Source organism: Mycobacterium ahvazicum (genome assembly GCF_900176255.2).
In the GTDB taxonomy this organism is placed as follows: Bacteria; Actinomycetota; Actinomycetes; order Mycobacteriales; family Mycobacteriaceae; genus Mycobacterium; species Mycobacterium ahvazicum.
Genome location: NZ_FXEG02000005.1, coordinates 1020530 through 1042755 on the forward strand (window position 1 = coordinate 1020530; position 22226 = coordinate 1042755).

Here is a 22226-nt window from a genome sequence, read left to right on the forward strand (position 1 = left end):
CTCAGACCGCGGCCAGCCACGACGCATGAACGGCCAACACGTCGTCGGGCAGCGAAAGCTCTTCGCGGGCAGCGGGATCGAACGCGACCAGAACCACAAGGCCTGGCCGCAGCACCGACACGTCCAGGTCGTCCTCGCAGCGCGCCAGTCGGCCGATGAACGTCTCGCCCGACACGGCGACCACTTCGATGAAAACCTGCCGCTCGCCGGCCACCGTGCGCACGGTGCCGACGCCGACGGTGCGGCCCTCGGCGTTGCCGTGCCGCCAGAATGCCAGTCGGTAAGGCGATGTCATCAGCTTCTTCATGCATCCAGCGTCGGGGTGCCGGGCGGCTACCGAACCCAACTTTTTGGCTAGGGGTATCTGTGAAATGCCCCTATCCTGTGCTGATGAGCGCGGACCCGCAGCTGGCCACCACCGTGGCCGCAGGTCATCCACGCCGGTCGGTGATCGACCAGGCGTGGCGGGCGATCGGACTCGGAGTCGAGGTGCTCAGCAGCGACGACGGCGGACCATTGACCCGAACCGTCAAACGCATCATCGACCCGCTGGTGCTGCGGCTGCGGTCCAATCCGCAGTATTCCGCCCCGGTGGTCGCCCCCGACACCGCCGCGGCAATGCACGAACTGATCGTGGGCAGCGCATCCGAATTGCGCTCGGCCGCAGCGTGGTTCGAGGTCCTCAAACTCGAGCGCCGCAGGCAGCGGATCCGTTCCGGGAACGCCCAGGAGCTCTATTTCCCGGTCTGCTACGAGCTGGCGGTCACCAAAGGCGCACCGGCGCCGGAGGATCGCGAGACCGCGGCCACCGTGCTCGGCGAGATTCACCAGGGCCGCGACCGCACCGCGATCGAAGTCTTGCATCAATACGTGGCCGCCCAGGATGTCGTTGCCACGCTTGCCGATCAGCTCGAACACAGCTGGCGTGACGTGCAGGCGTCCGAGATCGTAACGGGTCCGTTCCTGGCTGAGCTGGGTACGGTACTCGGGCCGGCCCACGGCCACCGCGCCGCGACCGCACGCCAGCGCGTCTGGTCGGCCATGATCAGCGACACCACCCCGTACAACCTGGGCGCTCTGGTCCGTGTCGAATCGGCCGACCTGCCCTGGTCGATCGTCAAGCTGGGCTTGAGTTCGGTTGCACCGCAACGTCCCCCGTGCATCGCGGGCGGCGCCGACGGCGATCGTCCGCTGGATCGCAGCGTGGTGGACCGGGTGCGCGCGACGCTGCGCCGCGCCCTGGACCGCGACGCACTGCCCGACATCCCGTTGCTATGTGAAGAAGAGGTCGACCGCGCCTGTGCTCCGTGGGGGCTGCTCTCGGAGGACAAGCAGGCCACCCTGGTGGCCGGCATCGAGGTCGCGGTCGAGCTGGCGCCGCTGGACCGATCCGTCACGAGCCGCTATGCGCTGGCGGCGCAGATCCAGGCGCGGCTCCGTAAGGAAGCGTACGTGCTGCACGCCCGGCGCTACCTCGCCGAGGGCGGCCCGATGCATCCGCGGCAACGCCAGGTGGTCGACGACCTCGCGGCGTATGCGCCGCCGTACCTGAGTCGGCTGTGGGCTCGACTGCACGGGCGTGACGTCTGGCAGGAGTCCTGCGAGGACGTCGACGAGATGCGGTCGCTGCTGGAGGGCGTCGCGCGATCGGTGAGCCTGGATCACCGCCAGCGAATCAAGTCGATGCTGGAATTGCAGGTGGCCGGATGAAGTTGGTTGCCGAGTCCGGCCTTTGGACCGTCGGGCCCGCCAGCGCCCCGACACCGCTGGCCGCGGTGCTGGAAGTCAGCGGCGCCGTGCTGTCCTGGACGATCGACGATCCCCCCGGCGACGAGCGAACCCAGATCACCTTCACCGATCTGTCGCGCGCGGACTGGCTGTGGCGCGTGTTCGGCGAGGCCGGCCATGTCGCGCTGGCCGCTGCCGCGGACGCGACGGACGGCATGACCGAGCTCGCCGGCGTCGACATCGTGCCCGGTTCGGTCGACCCGCTGCGCCGGCTGGCCGTCGGGCATTGGCTGCGGCGCTGGTGGCCGGCGAGCCAGCGGGACGGCATCGCGGGCCTGGACCGCGCGCTGCTCGACGTCGAGGTCGCCCTGCTGACCGCCGGCGCGCAGGACTTCTTCGCCGACGACACGCTGGACTCGGACGTCACCGGCCTGCTGACGCCGCACGCCGCGGCGTTGTTCACCCATATCCGCAGTGACGATGCCCGGATCGTGAACCTGGTGCGCGCGGGCGCCGAGCTGGCCGACGAGGTCGGGGTGGACGACGATGCCTGGGCGGAACTGATTGCCGCCCTTGATGATTCGAGTACGTTGTCAGCGATCCCGAGCGGCCGCCGCGACGACTACGCGCTGGCCGCGGGGGCCGACGCGGGTCCGCGCGGCACATCGATCGCCCGGGGCGTCGCGTCCATCAACTGGACCGCGGTACCCCCGGCCATCTTCGACGCCGGCGAGAACACCGTCGACTGGAGCGTCGAGACCGCGGGGGCGGTGGTGCGCGCGGCGATCGTCGGGCCGGACCTGCCGTCGGGCGTCGCGGTGCGATTGCGGTCCGGCGCGATAAGCGGCACCGGGGCCCTGGACGGCGAGGGCCGCGCGATCCTCCCCCTGCTCGGCGCGCGGGGCCAGCCGATCACCGAGTCCGCCGCCTGGGATCACGATTGGACGGCGACCGAGGTGATCGTCGGGGGCGACACGAACGAGACCCGCGAGACCCGGGACCGGATCCGCCGTTGGGCGCACGCCCGGCTGGACCGGCCGCCGGCGGACGCGTATCTGGCCGAGATTCTGGCGTCGGAGTCCGCCTATTAAGCGTGCGAACAATTCCCTATGCTGAGCGAGTGCCAAACAACTATCGAGTCGTTCAGTGGAACACCGGAAACGTGGGCAAGAGCTCGCTCAAGTCGATCGCCGACAACCCCATCCTGGAACTGGTCGGGTGCTTCGCCTGGTCGCCGGACAAGGTGGGCAAGGACGCCGGCGAATTGGTCGGCATCCCCCCGCTGGGGGTCGCGGCGACCAATGACGTCGACGCGCTGCTCGCCCTCAAACCGGACTGCGTGGTCTACAACCCGATGTGGATCAACGTCGACGAGCTGGTCGCGATCCTGTCGGCCGGCGTCAACGTGGTGACCACGGCGTCATTCATCACCGGCCACAACCTGGGCGACGGCCGCGACCGGCTCCTCGAGGCCTGCGAAAAGGGCGGCGCCACGATCTTCGGGTCCGGGGTCAGCCCGGGCTTCGCCGAGCTGCTCGCCATCGTCTCGGCGATGGTGTGCAACCGCGTCGACAAGGTCACCGTCAACGAGGCCGCCGACACCACGTTCTACGACTCCCCGGAGACCGAGAAGCCGGTGGGCTTCGGGCAGCCGATCGACCACCCGGACCTGCAGGCGATGGCGGCCAAGGGCACCGCCATCTTCGGCGAGGCCGTCCGGCTGGTGGCCGACGCGCTCGGCGTCGAGCTCGACGAGATCACGTGCGTCGCCGAATTCGCCCAAACCACAGCCGATCTCGAGATGGCGTCGTGGACCATCCCGGCCGGACACGTCGCGGGTACCTACATCAGCTGGCAGGGCGTCGTCAACGGCAAGACCTTGATCGACCTGAACGTCCGGTGGCGCAAGGGCCAGACACTGGAACCCGACTGGAAGATCGAGCAGGACGGCTGGGTGATCCAGATCGACGGTCAGCCGACGGTGACGACCAAGGTCGGCTTCCTGCCGCCGCCGTACTTCGAGGCGACGACGCTCGAGGAGTTCATGGACCTCGGCCACATCATGACCGCGGTACCCGCGATCAACGCGATTCCCGCCGTGGTCGCCGCCGCGCCCGGTATCGCCACGTACGCCGATCTGCCGCTGACGCTGCCCCGCGGCTTCGCGAAGGTCTAACCCTCGCCGGACGCGGCCCGGGCCGGCGCGGCCGCCCGCCGCCGGCCGGGCCTGGGGTAGGTCGCGCCCAACTGGGGCACCTCCATCGGTCCTTGGTGCCGGGCGGCCTCCATCGCGGCGCGCAGCGGCCCGGCCAGCCCGGCGAACGATCCCATGTCGAACACCCGTGACGTCAACAACCGGTTGTGTACGTAGCCGAACGACCCGCCCACCTCGGGGTCGGCCCAGCCGAGTGTCCCGCCCAGACCCACGTGCCCAAACCCGTGCAACAGACCGGGCACCGGCGACTCGTGATAACCGAGGTGAAAAGGCATGGGCACCACCATGTTTGCGTCCGGCCACTTGATGCGTGCTCGCCCGGTCAGCCCGCGTGCCAATTCCTTGGACAGGTACTTCTTGCCGTCGATGCGGCCGTCGTTGGCCAGCACGGCGTACACCTTGGCCAGCGCGCGGCCGGTCACCACACCGTTGGCCGCGGGGATCTCGCCGTCCAGAAACGGGGTGTCGCCCTGCATCAACGACATGATTCCGGGGAAGTACATCGCGCCCAGCGCTCCGGAGTAGCGCATATTGGCCACCCGAGGGGCGATGAAGTTGAGCACCGGGGTCCGCACGACGAGCTTCTGTGGCATCAGGATCTGCGCCGGCTGCGTCGGCGATCCCTGCGGCGGCCGGCCCAGATGCAGGCCGTCGGTGTTCAGCGGGCGGGCAACCTCCTGACGGATCAGCTCCCGCATGCCTTTGCCCGTGACCGCACGGGCCAGCCCGGACAACAGCCAGCCGTAGGTCAGCGCGTGATAGGCCTGCACGCCCCGCAGGTGATCCACCGGCGCGGCGGCCAGCCGAGCCTCCATGGCCAAGTGGTCCATCAACTCCGCCTTGGTGACACCCCGCAGATGCGACAGCCCGGCGCGATGGCGCAAGACGTCGCGCACCGTGATGTCGGCCTTTCCGTTGGCGCCGAACTCCGGCCAGTGCTCGGCGACGGGGTCGTCGTAGGACAACAAGCCCCGATCGGCCAGCCGATGGATCACCGTCGACGCGACGCCCTTGGTCGCCGAGAACACCATCGCTCCCGTGTCGGCGGTCCAGGGCTGCGTACCGGCGCGGTCCGACCACCCCATCCAGACGTCGACGACGGGAACGCCGTCGATGTACACCGACAGTGCTCCCCCGCCGAGCCGCCGTCCCGGAAATTGCTGCGCGAACTTCTTGATGACGTTCGCGAAATGCGGATCGGCAGCCCCGGACACGCCACGGGGCAGACCGTCGTCAGTTACCAGCAGAGTCATGGTGCCCCCGAGCCTGGTGCGCATCGGGCAGCTACCGCCGCGGCGGCCCCTCCCCGATGAGGTGCGATTACGGGATTGAAGCTATCAGTCGAGCAGAGGCCTGAAAATCACCCGGTCGGCTCGCGCTCGGGGGGCTCACGGCCGTCCACATCGGGCAAATGGTCGGGGGGCGGCTGCCCCAAATACTTCCTCAGCCGCAGCAGCTGATTGATCACGATGCCCAGGCCCAGCAGCATCAGCACTACGACTATCGCCACCACCGTTGCGGTGCTCATCGGACCATTGTGATCCATGCCACGGCCGCCGGGCCGGCTGGCTGTTTGCCAGCCATGACACGGCGTCGCGTGAACCGCCGCCGACTCAAAACACGACTCGAACCCGGCTACCGGGTTTTGGAATCAACCATTGGGGGGTAGCCAGCACGAGAACCACGTCGTGCGAGAAAGGGAGCGCAAGCGAATGAGTGCCGAAGACAAGATCAAGAACAAAATCGAGGATCTCGGCGGCCAGGCCAAGGAAGCCCTTGGCAAGGTCACCGGGGACGACAGCACCAAGAACGAGGGTCGCGCGGACCAGGCGAAGTCCAGCCTCAAGGACGCGGGCGAGAAGGTCAAGGACGCCTTCAAGAAGTAGTTACGATTCTCGACCAGCAGGTTTACTGAAGACGCCGGTAAACCTGCTGGTCTTTTTCTGGGGACATTCGCGCGCGTCCGAGCATCCGGTCGTCCGATTGGCACCCGGGGTCGCCCAGAAGACGCCCACATCCCGGCAGACCGGATTATCGTCGATTGATGCCGCTACCGATTGTCGACCCACAGCGCCGGACCACGGCGTTCACTCGCGCGATGACGAAGTTTGCCCGTAGCGGTGCGGGAAAGTTTCTGGCACAACGGATCGCGGCGAGGACAGATCCGTGGCTGATGCGGGTGTCCCACGACAAGGTGTCATGGGGAATGTTTGCTGTGCCATCGGCGACACTGCACATGACGGGCGCTAAGACCGGGCAGCCGCGGCAGGCTCAAATCTCCTATTTCCACGACGGTCGTGACGTGATCGCGGTCGCCTCCAACTTCGGCGGGACCACGCACCCGAATTGGTATTACAACCTCAAAGCCCACCCCGAGTGCGAACTGGGCGGCGAGCGCTTCCTGGCCACCGAGGTCACCGATCCCGCGGAGTACGAGCGGCTCTATGGTCTCGCCGAACGCTCCTACCCGGGCTACAGCGACTACCGCGCCGCGACCGCGGCAATCGGCCGCCACATCCCGGTATTGCGCCTGCGCCCCCGTGGCGATTGAGAGATGGCGCTTTGGGCAATCCTTACCGCTACCTGCATCGAATACAGGTAAAGCAAAGTCAGGACAACCACGGTGGGATACGCATGAATTTCTTGAACGTGATCGATGGCCGGATACGCAGGCTCGCGGCGGCCGGTGCGGCGGCCGCGCTGCTGGCGACGGCCGTGCTGGTCAGTGGCTACGCGCCCACGGCCAACGCCGACTGTCCTGACGTCGAACTGGTCTTTGCCCGGGGCACCAGCGAGCCGCCGGGTGTCGGTGGCATCGGGTCCGGCTTCGTCGACGCGCTGCGCGGGCAGCTCGGTGGACGCAGCATGACGGTGTACCCGGTGAACTACCCCGCCAGCAGCGACTTCGGCAGCCCAGACTTCCCGGCGACATTCATCGACGGCATTCGTGACGCCAGCTCGCACATCGAGTCGATGGCGGCCAGCTGCCCGAAGACCAAGGAGGTGCTCGGGGGTTTCTCGCAGGGCGCTGCCGTGGCCGGGTTCGTCACGTCGTCGGCCGTGCCGAAGGGCGTACCCGCCGCTTCGGTCCCAGCGCCGATGCCGTCGGACATCGCCAACCACGTCGCCGCCGTCACGCTCTTCGGCACGCCGTCGAATCAATTCCTGGAGCACTACGGCGCGCCGGACATCGCGATCGGCCCGCTCTACCAGCCCAAGACACTGCAGCTGTGCGCTCCCGGCGATCCGATCTGCGGCGGCGGCAGCGACGGCGCGGCGCACGCGTCGTATGTCGTGAACGGCATGACGGGCCAAGCCGCGAGCTTCGTGGCCAGCCACCTGTAGTTAACGCACTGCCGGTTGCCCCGCGGCCGGCCAGCCTTGCAGAATCGCTGCGTGCGAATTCTGATAACCGGCGGTACTGGATTTGTGGGTGGGTGGACCGCCAAGGCCATCGCGGACGCGGGGCACTCGGTGCGGTTCCTGGTACGCAACCCGGATCGGCTACACACCTCGGTCGCGAAGCTCGGCGTCGACGTGTCGGACTTTGCCGTCGGGGACATCACCGATCGCGTCTCGGTGCGCGAAGCGTTTCAGGGATGCGACGCCGTCGTGCACAGCGCCGCCCTGGTGGCAACCGATCCCCGGCAGACCAACGAGATGCTGACCACCAACATGCAGGGCGCGCAGAACGTGCTCGGCCAGGCGGTCGAACTCGGCCTGGACCCGATCGTGCACGTGTCCAGCTTCACCGCGCTGTTTCACCCCCACTTGGAGACACTGTCGGCAGACTTGCCGGTGGTCGGCGGGGCCGACGGCTACGGAAAGTCCAAGGCCCAGGTCGAGATCTACGCCCGCGGCCTGCAGGACGCCGGCGCGCCGGTGAACATCACCTATCCCGGGATGGTGCTTGGGCCGCCGGTCGGCAATCAGTACGGCGAAGCCGGCCAAGGCGTGAAGTCGCTGCTGGACCTGCATGTGGTACCCGGGCGGGGAGCGGCTTGGCTGATCGTCGATGCCCGCGACGTGGCCGCGCTGCACGTGGCGCTGCTGGAACCCGGGCGCGGGCCGCGACGCTACATGGCCGGCGGTCACCGTGTCGCTGTCAGCGAGCTGGCCAGCATGTTCGGCGAAGTGGCTGACACTCCGATGGTCGCGGTGCCGGTTCCCGACACCATAATTCGCGCGGCGGGGGCGGTTCTCGATATCGCGACGCCCTACCTGCCGTTCAACACGCCGTTCACCGCGGCGGGGATGCAGTACTACACGCAGATGCCGGCGTCGGACGATTCGCCAAGCGAAAAGGAGCTCGGCATCACCTACCGGGATCCGCGCGAAACGGTGGCCGACACCATCGATGCGCTGCGCCGCGCCGACAGCTAAGGCTGCCGGCCCTTTCCGAAGCTGCGGACGAAGCCGCGCACACCGGCGCCGACGAACGGCACGGGTGCCAGCGTGGCGATCATCGCGCTCTTGGTTCCGACGATGGGCCGGCTGCGCAGCCCGAGCAGCAGGTCGGCGCTGTCGCTGATCAAGCCGAAGGCCGCCCAGCGCCGGAAGTCACCGTCGCCACCGCGCAACAACGCGGCGCAGGCACCCGACCCGATGACCAGGTCCCGAATCCCGATCGTTTGCATCAGCAGCGTCTCTGTCCCCGAATCCGGTTTGAAGAATCGATCGGGCGCCAGCAACATCGCGGCTCCCACACCGACGCGGGCCGCCGCGACCAGTGCCAGAACCGGCGACGACGTTCGGGTCGAATCCGGTGCCACCGGTCAACCCTAACCGCGGCGCTGCACGCCGGGAAGTGTTGCTATTCGGCGGGTTTGATCTCGAGGCCGACGTGGACCTTATCGATGCCGCCGCGCACAATCGAGTGCACGTAGAACCACGGGGCGTGATACCAGTACCGCTTCAGCACGGCGTTGTAGACCCGCTGCGTCTCGGACTTCGGCAGCACGCGGGCGACCCCCTCGACCTCTTCGCTCTTGGGTTTGCCCAGCGCCCCACTCTTGGCGACCGTCACACGTGGCGTGTTGTTGATCCGCTTGGTTTTCCAGGAGCCGTCGTCGGTGATGACGAGAAGCTTGTCGCCGTCGGGAACACCCCAGATCGCCGTGGGCTTCGGACGACCATCCTTGGTGAATGTGGTCAACAGCAGGTACTTGGACTGAATGACGTCCTGAAATGTCAGAGCCACGGGTGTTCCTTAAGTAAGTGAATGGTTTTTCACACCATTCCCCGATCCCTAATTCCCTAATCATGACGATCATCAGGGTGGCTGGCCGTATTCATCGAGCAAATGCCACCGATTCAGGCGATACTCCAATCGTCTTCGACGACGTTGCCGGAAGGGCCGACGATGACTGGATTTCGTGTAGGTGTTGGGGACCCGATCCTCGCGGCCAGGTCTGCGGCAGCCGCCTTCACCCGGGCCAATTACCTCGGCGCAGTCGCCGACCGGGTCGACTCTTTCTGGGTACCTGATCACCTCAATCAGTTGTTTCCGCGCTCGCTCTGGCAGCAAAAGTATTGCGGTGCAACCAGACTCATACCCAAGATCGATGCGGCCATGGAGCCGTGGACGATGCTCGGGCACATCGCGGCGCGCAACCGGATCGGCCGCCTCCGCTTAGGCGTAGGAGTGACCGACAGCGGCCGGCGCAACCCCGCGGTGACCGCGCAGGCCGCTGCGACGCTGCACCTGATCAGCCGGGGCAGGGCAATCCTGGGCATCGGCCCGGGCGAACGCGAGGGAAACGAGCCGTACGGTGTGGACTGGTCTAAGCCCGTCGCCCGGTTCGAGGAGGCGATGGCCACCATCCGCGCACTGTGGAATTCGGGCGGCGAGCTGGTCAACCGGGATTCGCCGTTCTTCCCCCTGCGGGATGCCCTGTTCGAGCTGCCGCCGTATCGCGGCAAGTGGCCCGAGATCTGGATCGGTGCGCATGGTCCGCGGATGCTGCGTGCCGCCGGACGCTACGCCGATGCCTACTATCCGAGCTTTGCGCACCTGCCGGAGGACTACACGCAACGACTCGACGTGGTCCGCTCGGCCGCGTCCGACGCCGGTCGCGATCCCCTGTCGATCCTCCCGGCGCTTCAGGTGTTCGTCGTGACCGGCCGCAGCCGAGACGACGTCGACGAGGCCCTCGACTCCGAAGTAGTGCGGGCATTCGGGCTCAACGCACCGGACGACGTCTTCGTTCGCCACGGCGCGCAGCACCCGCTCGGGGCGGGCTTCGCCGGCGCTCAGGATCTGGTGCCGCACGGCTGGGACGAGCAAACCGCCCTGTCCCATCAAGCCAAGATTCCACCGCCGGTGCTGCGGGAGTTCCTGCTCAACGGAACGCCCGACGAGATCATCGAGACGGTCGCGCACTGGCGTGACGCAGGAGTGCGCTACCTAGTGATGAGCAATGTGAGCCTGCTGCAGCGCAGTCTGCGCAAAGGCCTGGCATCGGTCATGCCGTTCAGGAAGGTCGTCAGCGGCCTCAAAAAGCTTTGATCAGCCGGCCGTCGAAATCGACTGGCTCACCGTGTAACTGTCGATTCCCTCGGTGCCGAGCTCGCGGCCGTATCCGCTGTTCTTTACGCCACCGAACGGGGCGGCCGGATCCATGATGTAACCCTCGTTGACGCCGAAGGTTCCGGACCTGACCCGGGCCGCGACGCCGTACCCGCGTTCGACGTCACCGGTGAACACCGATCCGGCGAGCCCGTATTCAGAGTCGTTGGCGATGCTGATCGCCTCATCCTCGTCTCGGTAGGAGATGACCGTCAGCACCGGGCCGAAGATCTCCTCGCGCGCAATCCGCATGTCGTTGGTCGCGTCGCTGAACAGCGTCGGGCGCACATACCAACCGGCGTCGAGGCCATCGGGCATCTGACTGCCGCCGGTAACCACCCGTGCCCCTTCGCTTTTGCCCGACTCGATGTAGCCGCGGACCCGCTCCTGCTGGCGCTGGGCCGCCAGCGGACCGATTTGGGTGGCCGGATCGGCCGGGTCACCGACGGTCATCGAGGCCATTCCGGCGGCCAGCGCGTCGACGAATTCGTCCTTGCGCTGGTGCGGGACCAGGATCCGGCTCAGCGCGTTGCAGACCTGCCCGCTGTTGGCCAGGCTGGCCATTTGGATGCCGGTCGCGACGGCCGAAGGGTCAGCGTCGTCGAGCACGACGGCCGCCGACTTGCCGCCCAATTCGAGGCTGACCTGCTTGAGCCCTTGGGCACACGCCAGGGCCACTTGTCGGCCGGCCGCGGTAGAGCCGGTGAACGACACCTTGTCGACGCCCGGATGCCGCACCAGCAGCTCGCCGACCTCACGCCCCCCTGGCACCACGTTGAGCGCACCGGGCGGAAGGTCAGCTGCCGCAACAAGATCCGCGAGCAGCTGCGCATCGAGCACCGACTCGGGCGCGGGCTTGAGCACCACCGTGCAGCCGGCCAGCAACGCCGGCACCACCTTCGTGACAGTGAGGAACTGCGGCATGTTCCACGGCACCACCGCGGCGACGACGCCTACCGGCTGCTTGCGGATCCGGATGTTCTTGCCGTACAGCCCGGGACGATCTTGGCACCACTGGTAACCGGCCGCTAAATTGCAGAACGCCGACATCATGGTGAGCGGCAGCCGAACCTGCGCCCTCTTGGCGAAGGTGATCGGAGCTCCGATCTCGGCCGAGATCAGCGTGGCCATATCGGCTCGCCGTTCGTTGTAGATGCCGGCCAGCCGGGTGATTGCCTCGATGCGCTCGGCCGGTTGCATCCGCGGCCACGGCCCGGCGTCGAAGGCCGCGCGGGCCGCGTCGACCGCGCGGTTCACGTCCGCAGGTCCGGCACTGACGGCGTGGCCGATGACGGCCTCACTGTGCGGGGACACCACCGAGATGCAATCGCGGCCGTCAACCGGCGCGGCCCACTTTCCGTTGATGAAGAGCTGGTCCCTGTCGTACATGAAACTCCTTGAATGTCTTGGGATCTGGCCCGTCAGGTATTGCGACCGCCATTGACGCCGAGGATCTGTCCGGTGATGTAGCCGGCTTCCTCGGAAGCGAAGAAGGCGCACGCGGCGGCGATATCTTCGGGTCTGCCTACTCGTCGAACCGGGGTGCGGGCGATGTGGTCCTCCACGGTTCCGCCGAGTAGATGCCGACTCTCGGCGCTGCGCAGCATTGGGGTGTCCACGAATCCCGGTGGCACCGCGTTGACGGTGATCCCGCTCGGCCCGTACTCGAGAGCCAGCGACTTGGTCAGCCCGTTGACCGCGGACTTCGCCGCCACGTAGTGGGCCATGAACGGTTGACCGGAATGCGTGCTGGACGACGAGATGTTGATGATGCGTCCCCAGCCCGTCTCGACCATGTCGGGCAGTGCGGACTGGACGGTGTTGAACACGCCGTTGAGGTTGACGTCGATCACCTTGGACCATTCCTCGAACGACATGCTCAAGAACTTCTTGAAACCCTCCACCCCGGCGGCGTTGACCAGCACCTGGATCGGGCCGAGCGCGTCGCGGATGGCCGACATCGCGGCGTCGACCTGCGTCCGGTCGGTGACGTCGGCGACGTGGCCGAACCCGTCGTCGGTGGGAGAGAGATCGATGACCGCCACTCGAAATCCGTCTTTGCGCAACCTTTCGGCGCAGGCCCGGCCAATCCCCGAGGCACCGCCGGTCACAACCGCTGTCTTCGCGCTCAAGCGTCATCCACCTTTCCTGAGCGATCGCTCAACGGTCAGCTTCACATGCCTATCACCCGGTATCGATTACGGTCAAGCCGATGAACCGGCCTCCCTTTCGCTTCGGGGTGCACGCGACCAACACCGCGGGCGGGCCCGATTGGTGCGACACCGTGCACAAAGCCGAATATTTGGGATATTCAACGCTTTTCCTCGCCGATCACTGTCTCGGCCCAGGCCCCGCGCAGCGGGGTACCCGAGCTCCAGTGCCGCATTCTTCGACATGGTCGCCGAACCTGCTGTGTGATATGACCGGACTGTGACTGCATCCGAGCGACCGAAGCCGCGCGACTCCACGACGCGCGACATGCTGGTGGCCGCGACGAGTCAGATCATGGTCGAGGAGGGTTACGCCGCGGCGACGTCGCGTCGGGTGGCCGCCAAGGCCGGCGTCAAACCGGCCTTGGTGCACTACTACTTCCCCACGATGGACGAGCTGTATCTGGCCGTCTTCCGCAGCGGCGCCGCCGTCTACCTGGAGCGGCAGCAGACGGCATTGTCATCCGATCGCCCGCTGCACGCCTTCTGGGAAACGCTGATCGCGCCCAAGGACACCCGACTACTGCTGGAGTTCATGGGACTTGCCAACCACCGCAAGGAGATTCGCGCGGAGATCGCGGCATGGTCGGAGCGGTGGCGCGAGCAACAGATCACCGCGCTGAACTTCATCATTCGCCGGCACGACATCGACACCGACGAGTTCCCGCCGGCGGCCATCGCGGTCTTCATCGCCTCAATCGGCCGCACCCTGATCCTGGAAGAAGGGCTGGGTACCTCCGGGGGCCACGACGCGGCCATCGCACTGGTGAACCGACTGCTGGACCGATTCGAGATGCCGGAGCCGAAAACCCGCCGGGATCGTGACATGCCGGACTGAGTCGCTCCCGCGACTGTCGGGCTACGGCAGCACGACCCGCAGTCTCTCCCAGCCGCGCACGGTCGAGGTCGAGGCGAGTTGTGCTGTGTCGTAGTCGATATCCCATTCCGGCCAGCGGTTGAGAATCTCGTCGAGCGCGACACGGCCCTCCAGCCGGGCCAGGTTCGCCCCCAGGCAGTAGTGCACACCTTTTCCGAAGGTGATGTGCGAGATGTTGTCGCGATGGATGTTGAAGGTGTCCGGGTCGGTGTAACGGCGGGGGTCACGGTTAGCGGAGCCGAACAGCAGCAACATCGCGCTGCCCGCCGGCACGGTCCTCCCGTAACACTCGAAATCCTCTGCCATCCAGCGAGCTACGTGCGGCCCGGTGGGTTCGAAGCGCAGTGTCTCATCGACAGTGCGGTTCAGCAGTGAGCGGTCCTGGTGGATTTCCCGGCGCTGTTCCGGGTTTTCGGCGAGCACTTTGGCCAGCCATCCGATCAGTCGTCCCGTGGTCTCGTTGCCCGCACCGGCCACCACCTGGGTGTAGTGCAGGACCTCCTTGCGAGTCAGTTTTCGATGCACCCCGTCTTCGTCGTCGAATTCGACGTTGAGCAGCGTGGTCATCAGGTCGTCGGACGGGTTCTTCGACCGCCATTCGACATAGTCGGCGTAGATGCGGCCATCGGCGATGGAATCGGCGTTGGCGACCTTCAGCGGCGCCCCCGGCTTGGTGCGCAGGTTGGCGTCGTTGGCGTCGCGAACCGAAACCTGCTCGGATTCAGGAATTCCCAACAGCATGCCGATCACTCGCATGGGCATCATCGACGCGAGCTCGGCAATGATGTCGAATCCCGACGACCCGACGAGCGGGTCCAGGCAGCGCACGCAATAGCGCCGGATCTGGTCCTCGATTTCGGCCATCCGGCGCGGCGTGAACACCCGCGACATCAGTCCGCGCAGCCTCGTGTGTTCGGGTGGGTCTTGAAACATCATCACGCCGCGGGGCATATCGAACTTCGATTGCACCAGCTCGAGAATGTCGCTGCGACGGTTCGAGAACGTCTGCCAATTGGCCAACCCGTGCTCGACATCCGAATGCCTTGACAACGACCAGAAGTCGTATTGCTCGTTGTAGTAGAGCGGAGCCTCTTCGCGCAGCCGCGCGTACGTCGGGTATGGGTCGGAGTTGATGGCGACGTCATAGGGGTCGTAGTAGACCTCGGTGTCCTCCGCGACAGTCATCGATGCTTTCCCTTACCCACGGCGACCTCCACCGGGTCGCGTTTGAGCGATCGCCCAAATGGGTCACGCAGGCCATGTCTAACAGCCGCGGGACGACGGCGTCAAGGATTCGGCGAAGTGCTGTCGGCGTGGCTGTCTTCCGGCGCAATCGTTGCCACAACCATGAAGATTGAGCACCCCGGTGTGAAGAATCCGTTAAGAACGTGGCACCCCAGTGCGGCAGACCTCAAATTTAGAAGCATGACGCTGTTCGAGCTGCATCCGTCGCTCCGGCACGGATCGAGCCCGCGCCTCGATCGCGCCATCGGGCCGTCGACCGAGAAATCATCGCTGACCTGCTGGCCCGCGACTGTGATTGGTCTCACCGGCCGCACCGCCCCGGTTCCGTCAGAATGGTTGTCAACACTGTGAGGGGGAATAGGCATGTCGGACATGGCTGTTGACCCAAACGGTGACCATTGGCCGCCAATAGTCGACCGGACTCACGAAGGTACAACCGCCGTGCTTCGCATTGAGAACCGCCGGACAGCGTGGAGCTCGCGGGTGCTGTCCGTGGTGGCGTGGTTGCCGGCCACCATCGTGTACGCCACCATGCTGCTCGGGGTGTCATTCCTGCTGACGGCGCTCGGTCCGCATGTGCACGACGTCGCGGTGCGGGAGATGAGCACCAATTTGCACAATCTGGCGCACGGCCAAATCGTCACGTTGGTCGGCAGCGCGTTCGTCAGCGACGGCGGCCACGTGCTGTTTTGGCTACCGGGCCTGGTGTGTCTGCTGGCGCTGGGCGAACTGATCTGGCGCAGTAAGGGTTTGGTCATCGCATTCGCAGTCGGCCATATCGGTGCCACGCTCGTGGTAGCCGTCTGGCTCACCACAGCGCTGACCGCAGGCTGGCTGCCGATGTCCTTGGCACGCGCCACCGATGTGGGGATGAGCTACGGCGCCGTGTCCGTTCTGGGGGCGCTCACGGCATCGATACCGTCGCGCTGGCGGCCGGTGTGGGTCGGGTGGTGGATGGGCAACGCCATCGCGGCGGCCTTGAGCGCAGATTTCACCGCGGTTGGTCACGTTGTTGCGTTGTTGTTGGGTATCGCGGTGTCCTTCCGACTGCGCTCCATCACCAGCTGGACTTTTGTGCACTCGGCGTTGCTCGTGGTCGGCTCCGCGTTCGGCTACATGGTGCTCTGTGGACCGGCCGGGCCGGCACCAACCGCCGGTGTCGCGGGCGCCCTGATCGCATTCGTCGCCACCTGGATGTTGCGGTCCCGCGACGGCGCACCGCGCGCGTTGGCGGGCCAGCCGAGTTTTGTGCCGCAGCCGGCACAGCCCTAGTCGACTGGCTGGCAAAGGCTCGAAAATTCCTGTGCGACAATATCTTTAACCGCAGGCGTACAGTCAAAACATGAGCTTAGTCGAGTCGATCCAGCGCGGCCTCAACTGGCTGGCCACTCCCCATCACCTCGAGCCGCACCTGGATATGCAGACCCGGCCGATCGGGCGATTGCCGCTGGAAATGGAAATCGTCTACTGCACGATCTCCGGCGGCGGCGCAGCGCTGAAGTTCCCGCTGACGATGCTGTTCCTGCCGACCGGTGCCTCGCCCGTCAGGAATTAGGCAGAGCAGGTGTAGGGACTGCAGTCGATCGTGACCGGCGTTGTGCATCCGGCAGTCGCGGTGGCGGCGGCCGCGAGAATCGCCGCGACAATGAGCTTGCTCCTCAGGCCAGGCATGGCCACTCCGTCCTTCAGGCCCCCAGCCGTTGTCGGCCCGCTCGCAGTAATTCCCCTCCGCGGCGAAACGCGATGATCTACCTGTCAGAATGCCAGAATATGCCCCGAACGGGGCTGCTGAATGCAGAAATTGATCGCCCTCCAGAAGTGCGACCAGCAAAAACTGTCATTCAATTCGGCCTGTTTTTCCTGGTCAGATCCGTATCCCGACTCGGCTGCACACGTTTGGGCTCACCGGGCATTTTGGGATAATTCGGCGGATAGGGCATATCACCGATTCCCCGCTCCTCGTCCGCCTCGACCATGTCCAATAACGGGGCCAGCGATTGAGCGTCCTCGTCCATGCCGGCCCATGGGTCGTCGCGGTCCTGCATCAGGTCCGGCACGGTCGCCATCGTGTAATCGTCCGGCTCCGCGTCGGCCAACTCGCCCCAGCTCAACGGCATCGACACGGTCGCGATCGGCGTCGGTCGCACCGAATAGGGCGAGGCCATCGTGCGGTCGCGGGCGTTTTGGTTGAAGTCGATGAAGATGCGCTGGCCGCGTTCCTCCTTCCACCAGGACGTTGTCACCGCGTCCGGGGCGCGGCGTTCGACTTCACGCGCCAGTGCGATGCCGGCTCGGCGCACGGCGATGAAATCCCAGTCGGTGGCGATCCGGATAAAAACGTGGATCCCGCGGCCCCCGGACGTCTTGGGATAGCCGACGAGGCCAAGCTCGTCGAGCAACGGACGCAACACGTCTACCGCGACCGAGCGCGCCTGCTCGAAACCGACACCGGGCTGGGGATCAAGATCGATGCGCAGCTCGTCGGGATGCTCGGTGTCGGGGCACCGCACCTGCCAGGGATGTAGCGTGATCGTGCCCATCTGCGCCGCCCACACGATCGCGGCGGGATGCGTCACCATCAGCGCATCGGCGGTCCGCCCCGACGGAAAAGTGATCCGGCAGGTCTCCAAGTACTCGGGATGATGCTGCGGTATCCGCTTCTGATAGATCTCCTCGCCGTCGATGCCGTCCGGAAAGCGCTGCAGATGCGTCGGCCGGTTGCGCAGCGCGTCCAGCATCGGGCCGCCTGCCACGGCACGGTAGTACTCGACGAGCCGCCGCTTGGTGCCGTTCGACCCGAGCTTCGGGAAGTACACCTTGTCCGGGCTGGATAGACGAACCGATACGCCGTCGACGTCGAGCTCTTCGGATGCCGCAGCCATCTCTCGATTCCAGCACGCCCCGCGTCAGAATGGACCAATGGACTTGCCCGTCATGCCGCCGGTTTCGCCGATGCTGGCCAAGTCGGTCAAAGCGATACCCCCGGAAGCCTCCTACGAGCCCAAATGGGACGGCTTCCGATCCATCTGCTTCCGGGACGGCGATCAGGTCGAGCTGGGTAGCCGCAACGAGCGCCCGATGACCCGCTACTTCCCCGAGCTGATCGCCGCGGCCCAGGCCGAGCTGCCACGGCGCTGCGTGATCGATGGGGAGATCGTCATCGCCACCGACCACGGCCTGGACTTCGAGGCACTGCAACAGCGCATTCACCCGGCGGACTCGCGGGTGCGGATGCTGGCCGAGCAGACCCCGGCGGCATTCATCGCATTCGATCTGCTGGCCCTCGGCGACGAGGATTTCACCCGGCGCACGTTCAGCGACCGGCGCGCCGCCCTGGTCGACGCGGTGCCTGTTTCCGCGGCCGGATCGGCCGCGGCGTTCCACGTCACGCCGGCGACCACCGATCTCGAGACGGCGCAGCGCTGGTTCGACGAGTTCGAGGGAGCCGGTCTCGACGGCGTCATCGCCAAGCCACTGACCATCACATACCAGCCGGACAAGCGCGTCATGTTCAAGATCAAGCACGAGCGGACCGCCGACTGTGTGGTCGCCGGCTATCGGGTGCACAAGTCCGGCGGCCCAGAAGTTCAAGCGATCGGGTCGCTGCTGCTCGGGCTCTATCAAGACGATGGAGCGCTGGCGTCGGTTGGCGTCATCGGCGCGTTTCCGATGGCCGAACGACGGCGCCTCTTTACCGAATTACAGCCGCTGATAACCAGTTTCGATGACCACCCGTGGAACTGGGCCGCGCACGAGGCCGGCGAGCGCACCCCGCGCAAGAACGAAACGTCGCGGTGGAACGCCGGTAAGGATCTGTCGTTCGTCCCGCTGCGACCCGAGCGGGTAGTCGAGGTCCGCTACGACCACATGGAAGGCCGGCGGTTCCGTCACACCGCCCAGTTCAGCCGGTGGCGTACCGATCGCGATCCCCGCTCGTGTACCTACGAACAACTCGAACAGCCAGTCACTTTCAGCCTGGGCGACATCGTGCCCGGCCTGGGCTGAAAGAGCACCGGCTGATTGGTTCCAGCGAATCCGGCGGAGTTGAGTGAGCGTTCGCAAAAAGTTCCGTTGCAGGACTGGCGGCGGAAGCGGATCCTTAGTGTGCAAACTTCGAAGGAAGGGAACGAATGAACGCTGCTGCGGCCGTGAAGAAGCCCATGGCCATAGGAATCCTGGCGGCCATCGCGCTAATCGGGAGCGCACCGCCGATCGCACATGCAACGACGGCCGATTTCCTCCAACAGGTGCGCGCGGCCGGGATCGGGACCAACGCAACGGATGGCGCGCTGATTGAGGACGCCCAGGAAGTCTGCGCGATGCTCGACTACCAAGAGGCTGCCTACCAATACCTCAATCAGCACTCCGGGCTCGACCGCAATCAGTCCGCGCTGTTCATCGCCGCATCGGTCGCAAACTTCTGCCCGCAGTACGCCCCCAGAATGGGACTGCCGAGCAGCTAACCCGGCCGACGAACTCACACCGCGACGGTCAGCTCGGATAACCCCCGCAGCGTGACGTTCGCCTTGTACTGCGGTTCGCTGTCCAGTCGCGCGGTCGGGAAACGCGCAGCCACCTCCGACAGGGCGATGCCGGCTTCCATTCGCGCCAGCGGTGCGCCCAGACAGTAGTGCAGGCCGCGACCGAAGCCCAAGTGCCGCAACGTTCCCCGATCGGGATCGAACGTATCGGGCCGATCGAATTCGGCGGGGTCGCGGTGTGCCGCGGCCAGCAGCAACATCATCACATCACCCGCAGGCACCTCGACTTGCCCGATCTTCATGTCCTCGAGCGCAATTCGGCCAACCATTTGCACGGGCGGGTCGTAGCGCAGGGTCTCCTCGATCACCGCCGAGACACGGTTCGCGTCGGCGCCCAACGCCGTCCAGTGCGCCGGCTCTCGCAGCATGGCCAAGACGGCGTTGCCGATCAGGTTGACCGTGGTCTCGTGACCCGCGACCAGCAGCAGCAGGCAAGTCGAGACGATCTCCTCCTCCGTGAGCTGATCACCGGACTCCTCCACCGCGACCAGACCCGACATCAGGTCCTCGCCGGGCCGCGAACGACGCCGGTCGATCAGGCCGTGCAGGTACTCCCGCAGCCACGCTCCGGCGTCGAGGCGTTCCTGCAAACCATCGGAGGCCGAACCGGTGAACGTGACGAACGGATCCAGTGCTTGCGCAAGCAGTCCCGAGGCGTGGCTGAATTTCGGCTCGTCTTCCAGCGGTACGCCGAGCAGTCGGCAGATGACCGCGACCGGCAGCGGGTACGCGAAATTGTCGATGACGTCGAAGCAGCCCTTCTCCGCGATCGCGTCGAGCAATCCGCCCACCAGGACGCTGATGTCGGGCCGCAGCGCATTGACCACCTTCGGCGCGAACGCCTTGCTGACCAGCCTGCGCAGGCGCGTGTGGTCGGGAGGATCGAGGAACAGAAATCCCGGCGGGGGTTGCGCGGGTGGTGGCGCACCCGCCGCGGTGAGCTCCCGGATCTGCGCTTCGACCTGCTCTTGAGCGCGCGTCGACTTCATCCGGTCGCTGCTTGACGCCGGGTGCCGCAGCGCGTCGTCACAGTCCCGGTAGGTCGAGAAGACGGCGAGGTGCGCGTCGGGCAACAGGATCGGTCCGCGACCGCGAAACTCCGCGCACAGCGGATACGGGTTGGCTCGAGTAGCCGGATCGAGGAATGCGAACAGCAACTTCTGCGATTCGGCCTGGTCGTCGGGTTCGGCGGGCGGCTGAATCGGCACAGTCGTCATGGCCACATTGTGCATATCCCACCTTAAGTAGCCCTGAGAAGTGGGTGACCGCGCGCTCGTCAGCAACTAGCATGTGCGGCATGAAGATACCCCGCACTTGCGGGTTGGGTCTGGTCGCGGTTCTGCTGGCTACCCTGGCCAATGTGGCCATGGCTGCCCCGGGGTATGCCTGCGCGTGCGGCGCGATCGTCCCTCCCACCGGCGGCCAGGCCGCCATGAACCACGAAGTCGCGCTGCTGCATTGGAACGGATCCAGCGAAACCATCGTGATGCAGCTGGCCCTGAATGCCGACACGAACAACGTCGCCCTGGTGGTGCCCACGCCGACCCCGGCGATCGTCACCGAGGGCGACAAGGAGACCTTCGCCGAGCTGGACACACTCACCGCCCCCCGAGTACAGCAGCGCCGGCACTGGGTCCTGGGCGGGCTGGGTGCCAGCGCGCCCGCGCCACTCGACGCCGCAGCGGCCCCCCGCGGACCGACGGTCGTCAACCAGGTTCAGCTCGGGCCGCTGGAGGCCACCACGCTGGCCGGCGGTGATCTGAGCGGATTGCAAAAGTGGTTGGACGACAACGGTTATGCCGTTCGCCCGGCGGTGTCGGACGCGCTGGGTCCGTATGTGCGTGACGGATGGTCGTTCGTCGCGATCCGGCTGACCAGTTCGGACCCCATCGTGGGTGGCCTGAACCCGGTGCGGATGACCTTCCCGTCGACGAAACTGGTCTATCCCATGCGATTGTCGGTCGCGGCAGCAGGTCCCCAACAAGTCACGGTCTTCACCCTGTCCGATCATCGTCAGCAGCGCACCGACGCCGATGCGGCCGGCCAGACGGTGCAAGTCCAATTCGCGGGCAATGTCGCGGCCGAGGTACGTAACCCGCTGCTGCGCGAATTGTCCGCCGACCACGGCGGCTATCTGACCAAGCTTCAGGTCAGTATCCCCAAGCCGGAACAGATCTCGTCGGACTTCACCTTCGCCAACGCGGCCAGCGATGACGCGTACCGGCAGGTGATTTACGTCGACCACAACACGGTCATCCCGGTCGAGCTGATCGTATTTGTGGTATTCGTGTTCGTCGTGCTCGCGATCGCGGTGCCGGTGGTCTTCTTCGCCGTCCGCCGGCGAAGGCAGCGGACTAACACCCTTCGGTGAGGCCCGTCAGCTCCGGCTGCGCCATCAACAAGTCGAGATAAGGTCGTTGTCCCTTAAGCAATTTGACGCGCGCCTGCGCCACCGGGAACCACCCGACCCGATCGACTTCGGGGAACTCGCGCACGTTGCCCGAGCCCTTCGGCCACTCCAACTCGAAGGTGTTGCTACGCGTGCTCCGGACGTCCAGGTCGCCCCGGACGGCGAAGGCGGTGACCACTTTGCCGCTGGGCTGCTTCAGCGCACCGAGGTCGAGGCGCGGTCCGGCCGGGACCGGTAAGCCGAGCTCCTCGGAAAACTCGCGCTGCGCGGCGGCCCAGGCATCCTCGCCGCCGCAATACTCGCCTTTCGGAATCGACCACGCCGCGTCGTCTTTGCGAACCCAAAACGGACCACCCGGGTGTGCGATCAGGACTTCCACAACACCGTCGCGGGCCCGGTACAGCAGCACTCCCGCACTGAATTTCGGCAACG

The 22226-nt window shown here is 66.1% G+C and carries 26 protein-coding genes; 15 read left to right on the forward strand and 11 right to left on the reverse strand.

Annotated elements, in window-relative coordinates; all coding sequences use genetic code 11:
* Position 1 precedes the first annotated feature (1 nt).
* Positions 2-346: a hypothetical protein gene (locus MAAFP003_RS25935; protein WP_423790945.1), complete on the reverse strand. Its 345-nt coding sequence runs from the start codon at positions 344-346 to the stop codon at positions 2-4.
* Positions 347-390: 44 nt separating this feature from the next.
* Between MAAFP003_RS25935 and MAAFP003_RS25940 the strand changes: the two genes are divergently transcribed.
* The 3 genes from MAAFP003_RS25940 to MAAFP003_RS25950 are packed head-to-tail and all read left to right on the forward strand — an operon-like array spanning position 391 to position 3904.
* A complete protein-coding gene (locus tag MAAFP003_RS25940; RefSeq protein WP_096291429.1) occupies positions 391-1710 on the forward strand; it encodes a hypothetical protein in 1320 nt (439 codons plus the stop codon).
* Positions 1707-2819, forward strand: coding sequence for a hypothetical protein (locus MAAFP003_RS25945; RefSeq protein ID WP_096290467.1), 1113 nt, complete (start codon positions 1707-1709; stop codon positions 2817-2819). Before MAAFP003_RS25940 ends, MAAFP003_RS25945 begins: the two co-directional genes overlap by 4 nt.
* 29 nt (positions 2820-2848) lie before the next feature.
* On the forward strand, positions 2849-3904 hold the full coding sequence (locus tag MAAFP003_RS25950) for an NAD(P)H-dependent amine dehydrogenase family protein (RefSeq protein ID WP_096290468.1): 1056 nt from the start codon (positions 2849-2851) through the stop codon (positions 3902-3904).
* On the opposite strand, the gene lipL is transcribed toward MAAFP003_RS25950, so the two are convergent.
* Together lipL and MAAFP003_RS25960 are read right to left on the reverse strand one after the other, a co-directional pair.
* Positions 3901-5196, reverse strand: coding sequence for an esterase/beta-lactamase LipL (gene lipL / locus MAAFP003_RS25955; RefSeq protein WP_096291430.1), 1296 nt, complete (start codon positions 5194-5196; stop codon positions 3901-3903). The genes MAAFP003_RS25950 and lipL overlap by 4 nt on opposite strands.
* A gap of 107 nt (positions 5197-5303) precedes the next feature.
* On the reverse strand, positions 5304-5471 hold the full coding sequence (locus tag MAAFP003_RS25960) for a hypothetical protein (RefSeq protein WP_423790946.1): 168 nt from the start codon (positions 5469-5471) through the stop codon (positions 5304-5306).
* A gap of 184 nt (positions 5472-5655) precedes the next feature.
* Between MAAFP003_RS25960 and MAAFP003_RS25965 the strand changes: the two genes are divergently transcribed.
* The 4 genes from MAAFP003_RS25965 (at position 5656) to MAAFP003_RS25980 (ending at position 8326) form a co-directional block, all read left to right on the forward strand.
* Positions 5656-5829: a CsbD family protein gene (locus tag MAAFP003_RS25965; RefSeq protein WP_096290470.1), complete on the forward strand. Its 174-nt coding sequence runs from the start codon at positions 5656-5658 to the stop codon at positions 5827-5829.
* Between the two features lie 158 nt (positions 5830-5987).
* Complete coding sequence (locus tag MAAFP003_RS25970; RefSeq protein ID WP_096290471.1) at positions 5988-6494, forward strand: nitroreductase family deazaflavin-dependent oxidoreductase; 507 nt, start codon at positions 5988-5990, stop codon at positions 6492-6494.
* Between the two features lie 83 nt (positions 6495-6577).
* On the forward strand, positions 6578-7288 hold the full coding sequence (locus tag MAAFP003_RS25975; protein ID WP_096290472.1) for a cutinase family protein: 711 nt from the start codon (positions 6578-6580) through the stop codon (positions 7286-7288).
* A 51-nt stretch (positions 7289-7339) separates the two neighbouring features.
* Positions 7340-8326, forward strand: a complete 987-nt coding sequence (locus MAAFP003_RS25980) for an SDR family NAD(P)-dependent oxidoreductase (protein ID WP_165796492.1) — start codon at positions 7340-7342, stop codon at positions 8324-8326.
* Here MAAFP003_RS25980 and MAAFP003_RS25985 read toward each other — a convergent pair.
* Complete coding sequence (locus tag MAAFP003_RS25985; RefSeq protein ID WP_096290474.1) at positions 8323-8715, reverse strand: hypothetical protein; 393 nt, start codon at positions 8713-8715, stop codon at positions 8323-8325. The genes MAAFP003_RS25980 and MAAFP003_RS25985 overlap by 4 nt on opposite strands.
* Before the next feature lie 41 nt (positions 8716-8756).
* On the reverse strand, positions 8757-9143 hold the full coding sequence (locus MAAFP003_RS25990) for a PPOX class F420-dependent oxidoreductase (RefSeq protein WP_096290475.1): 387 nt from the start codon (positions 9141-9143) through the stop codon (positions 8757-8759).
* 162 nt (positions 9144-9305) lie between these two features.
* On the opposite strand from MAAFP003_RS25990, the gene MAAFP003_RS25995 reads away from it, so the two are divergent.
* Positions 9306-10451: an LLM class flavin-dependent oxidoreductase gene (locus MAAFP003_RS25995; RefSeq protein WP_096290476.1), complete on the forward strand. Its 1146-nt coding sequence runs from the start codon at positions 9306-9308 to the stop codon at positions 10449-10451.
* Here the strand turns inward: MAAFP003_RS25995 and MAAFP003_RS26000 are convergent, their stop codons facing one another.
* Positions 10452-11900 carry an aldehyde dehydrogenase gene (locus MAAFP003_RS26000; protein ID WP_096290477.1) on the reverse strand — a complete coding sequence of 483 codons (1449 nt, stop codon included), beginning with the start codon at positions 11898-11900 and terminating at the stop codon, positions 10452-10454.
* A 32-nt stretch (positions 11901-11932) separates the two neighbouring features.
* Complete coding sequence (locus tag MAAFP003_RS26005; protein ID WP_096290478.1) at positions 11933-12643, reverse strand: SDR family NAD(P)-dependent oxidoreductase; 711 nt, start codon at positions 12641-12643, stop codon at positions 11933-11935.
* A gap of 346 nt (positions 12644-12989) precedes the next feature.
* Between MAAFP003_RS26005 and MAAFP003_RS26015 the strand changes: the two genes are divergently transcribed.
* Positions 12990-13559 (forward strand): TetR/AcrR family transcriptional regulator, encoded by a 570-nt coding sequence (locus MAAFP003_RS26015; RefSeq protein WP_096291431.1) that lies wholly within the window; start codon positions 12990-12992, stop codon positions 13557-13559.
* Positions 13560-13580: 21 nt separating this feature from the next.
* Here the strand turns inward: MAAFP003_RS26015 and MAAFP003_RS26020 are convergent, their stop codons facing one another.
* On the reverse strand, positions 13581-14783 hold the full coding sequence (locus MAAFP003_RS26020; RefSeq protein ID WP_096290479.1) for a cytochrome P450: 1203 nt from the start codon (positions 14781-14783) through the stop codon (positions 13581-13583).
* A 240-nt stretch (positions 14784-15023) separates the two neighbouring features.
* Here MAAFP003_RS26020 and MAAFP003_RS29310 point away from each other — a divergent pair, with 240 nt between their 5' ends.
* From MAAFP003_RS29310 to MAAFP003_RS26030, 3 genes are all read left to right on the forward strand, one after another.
* Positions 15024-15194, forward strand: a complete 171-nt coding sequence (locus MAAFP003_RS29310; protein WP_165796493.1) for a hypothetical protein — start codon at positions 15024-15026, stop codon at positions 15192-15194.
* A gap of 180 nt (positions 15195-15374) precedes the next feature.
* Positions 15375-16115: a rhomboid-like protein gene (locus MAAFP003_RS26025; protein WP_423790957.1), complete on the forward strand. Its 741-nt coding sequence runs from the start codon at positions 15375-15377 to the stop codon at positions 16113-16115.
* A 70-nt stretch (positions 16116-16185) separates the two neighbouring features.
* Complete coding sequence (locus MAAFP003_RS26030; protein ID WP_096290481.1) at positions 16186-16398, forward strand: hypothetical protein; 213 nt, start codon at positions 16186-16188, stop codon at positions 16396-16398.
* 286 nt (positions 16399-16684) lie between these two features.
* On the opposite strand, the gene ligD is transcribed toward MAAFP003_RS26030, so the two are convergent.
* Complete coding sequence (gene ligD / locus MAAFP003_RS26035) at positions 16685-17725, reverse strand: non-homologous end-joining DNA ligase (RefSeq protein ID WP_096290482.1); 1041 nt, start codon at positions 17723-17725, stop codon at positions 16685-16687.
* A 37-nt stretch (positions 17726-17762) separates the two neighbouring features.
* On the opposite strand from ligD, the gene MAAFP003_RS26040 reads away from it, so the two are divergent.
* Entirely contained in the window at positions 17763-18848 is a 1086-nt protein-coding gene (locus tag MAAFP003_RS26040) for an ATP-dependent DNA ligase (protein WP_096290483.1), read from the forward strand.
* Between the two features lie 125 nt (positions 18849-18973).
* Positions 18974-19306, forward strand: coding sequence for a DUF732 domain-containing protein (locus tag MAAFP003_RS26045; RefSeq protein ID WP_096290484.1), 333 nt, complete (start codon positions 18974-18976; stop codon positions 19304-19306).
* Between the two features lie 14 nt (positions 19307-19320).
* Here the strand turns inward: MAAFP003_RS26045 and MAAFP003_RS26050 are convergent, their stop codons facing one another.
* Entirely contained in the window at positions 19321-20601 is a 1281-nt protein-coding gene (locus MAAFP003_RS26050; protein ID WP_096291432.1) for a cytochrome P450, read from the reverse strand.
* Positions 20602-20681: 80 nt separating this feature from the next.
* Here MAAFP003_RS26050 and MAAFP003_RS26055 point away from each other — a divergent pair, with 80 nt between their 5' ends.
* Positions 20682-21755 (forward strand): DUF2330 domain-containing protein, encoded by a 1074-nt coding sequence (locus tag MAAFP003_RS26055; RefSeq protein ID WP_096290485.1) that lies wholly within the window; start codon positions 20682-20684, stop codon positions 21753-21755.
* Here MAAFP003_RS26055 and MAAFP003_RS26060 read toward each other — a convergent pair.
* Complete coding sequence (locus tag MAAFP003_RS26060) at positions 21739-22224, reverse strand: NUDIX hydrolase (RefSeq protein ID WP_096290486.1); 486 nt, start codon at positions 22222-22224, stop codon at positions 21739-21741. The genes MAAFP003_RS26055 and MAAFP003_RS26060 overlap by 17 nt on opposite strands.
* Positions 22225-22226 lie beyond the last annotated feature (2 nt).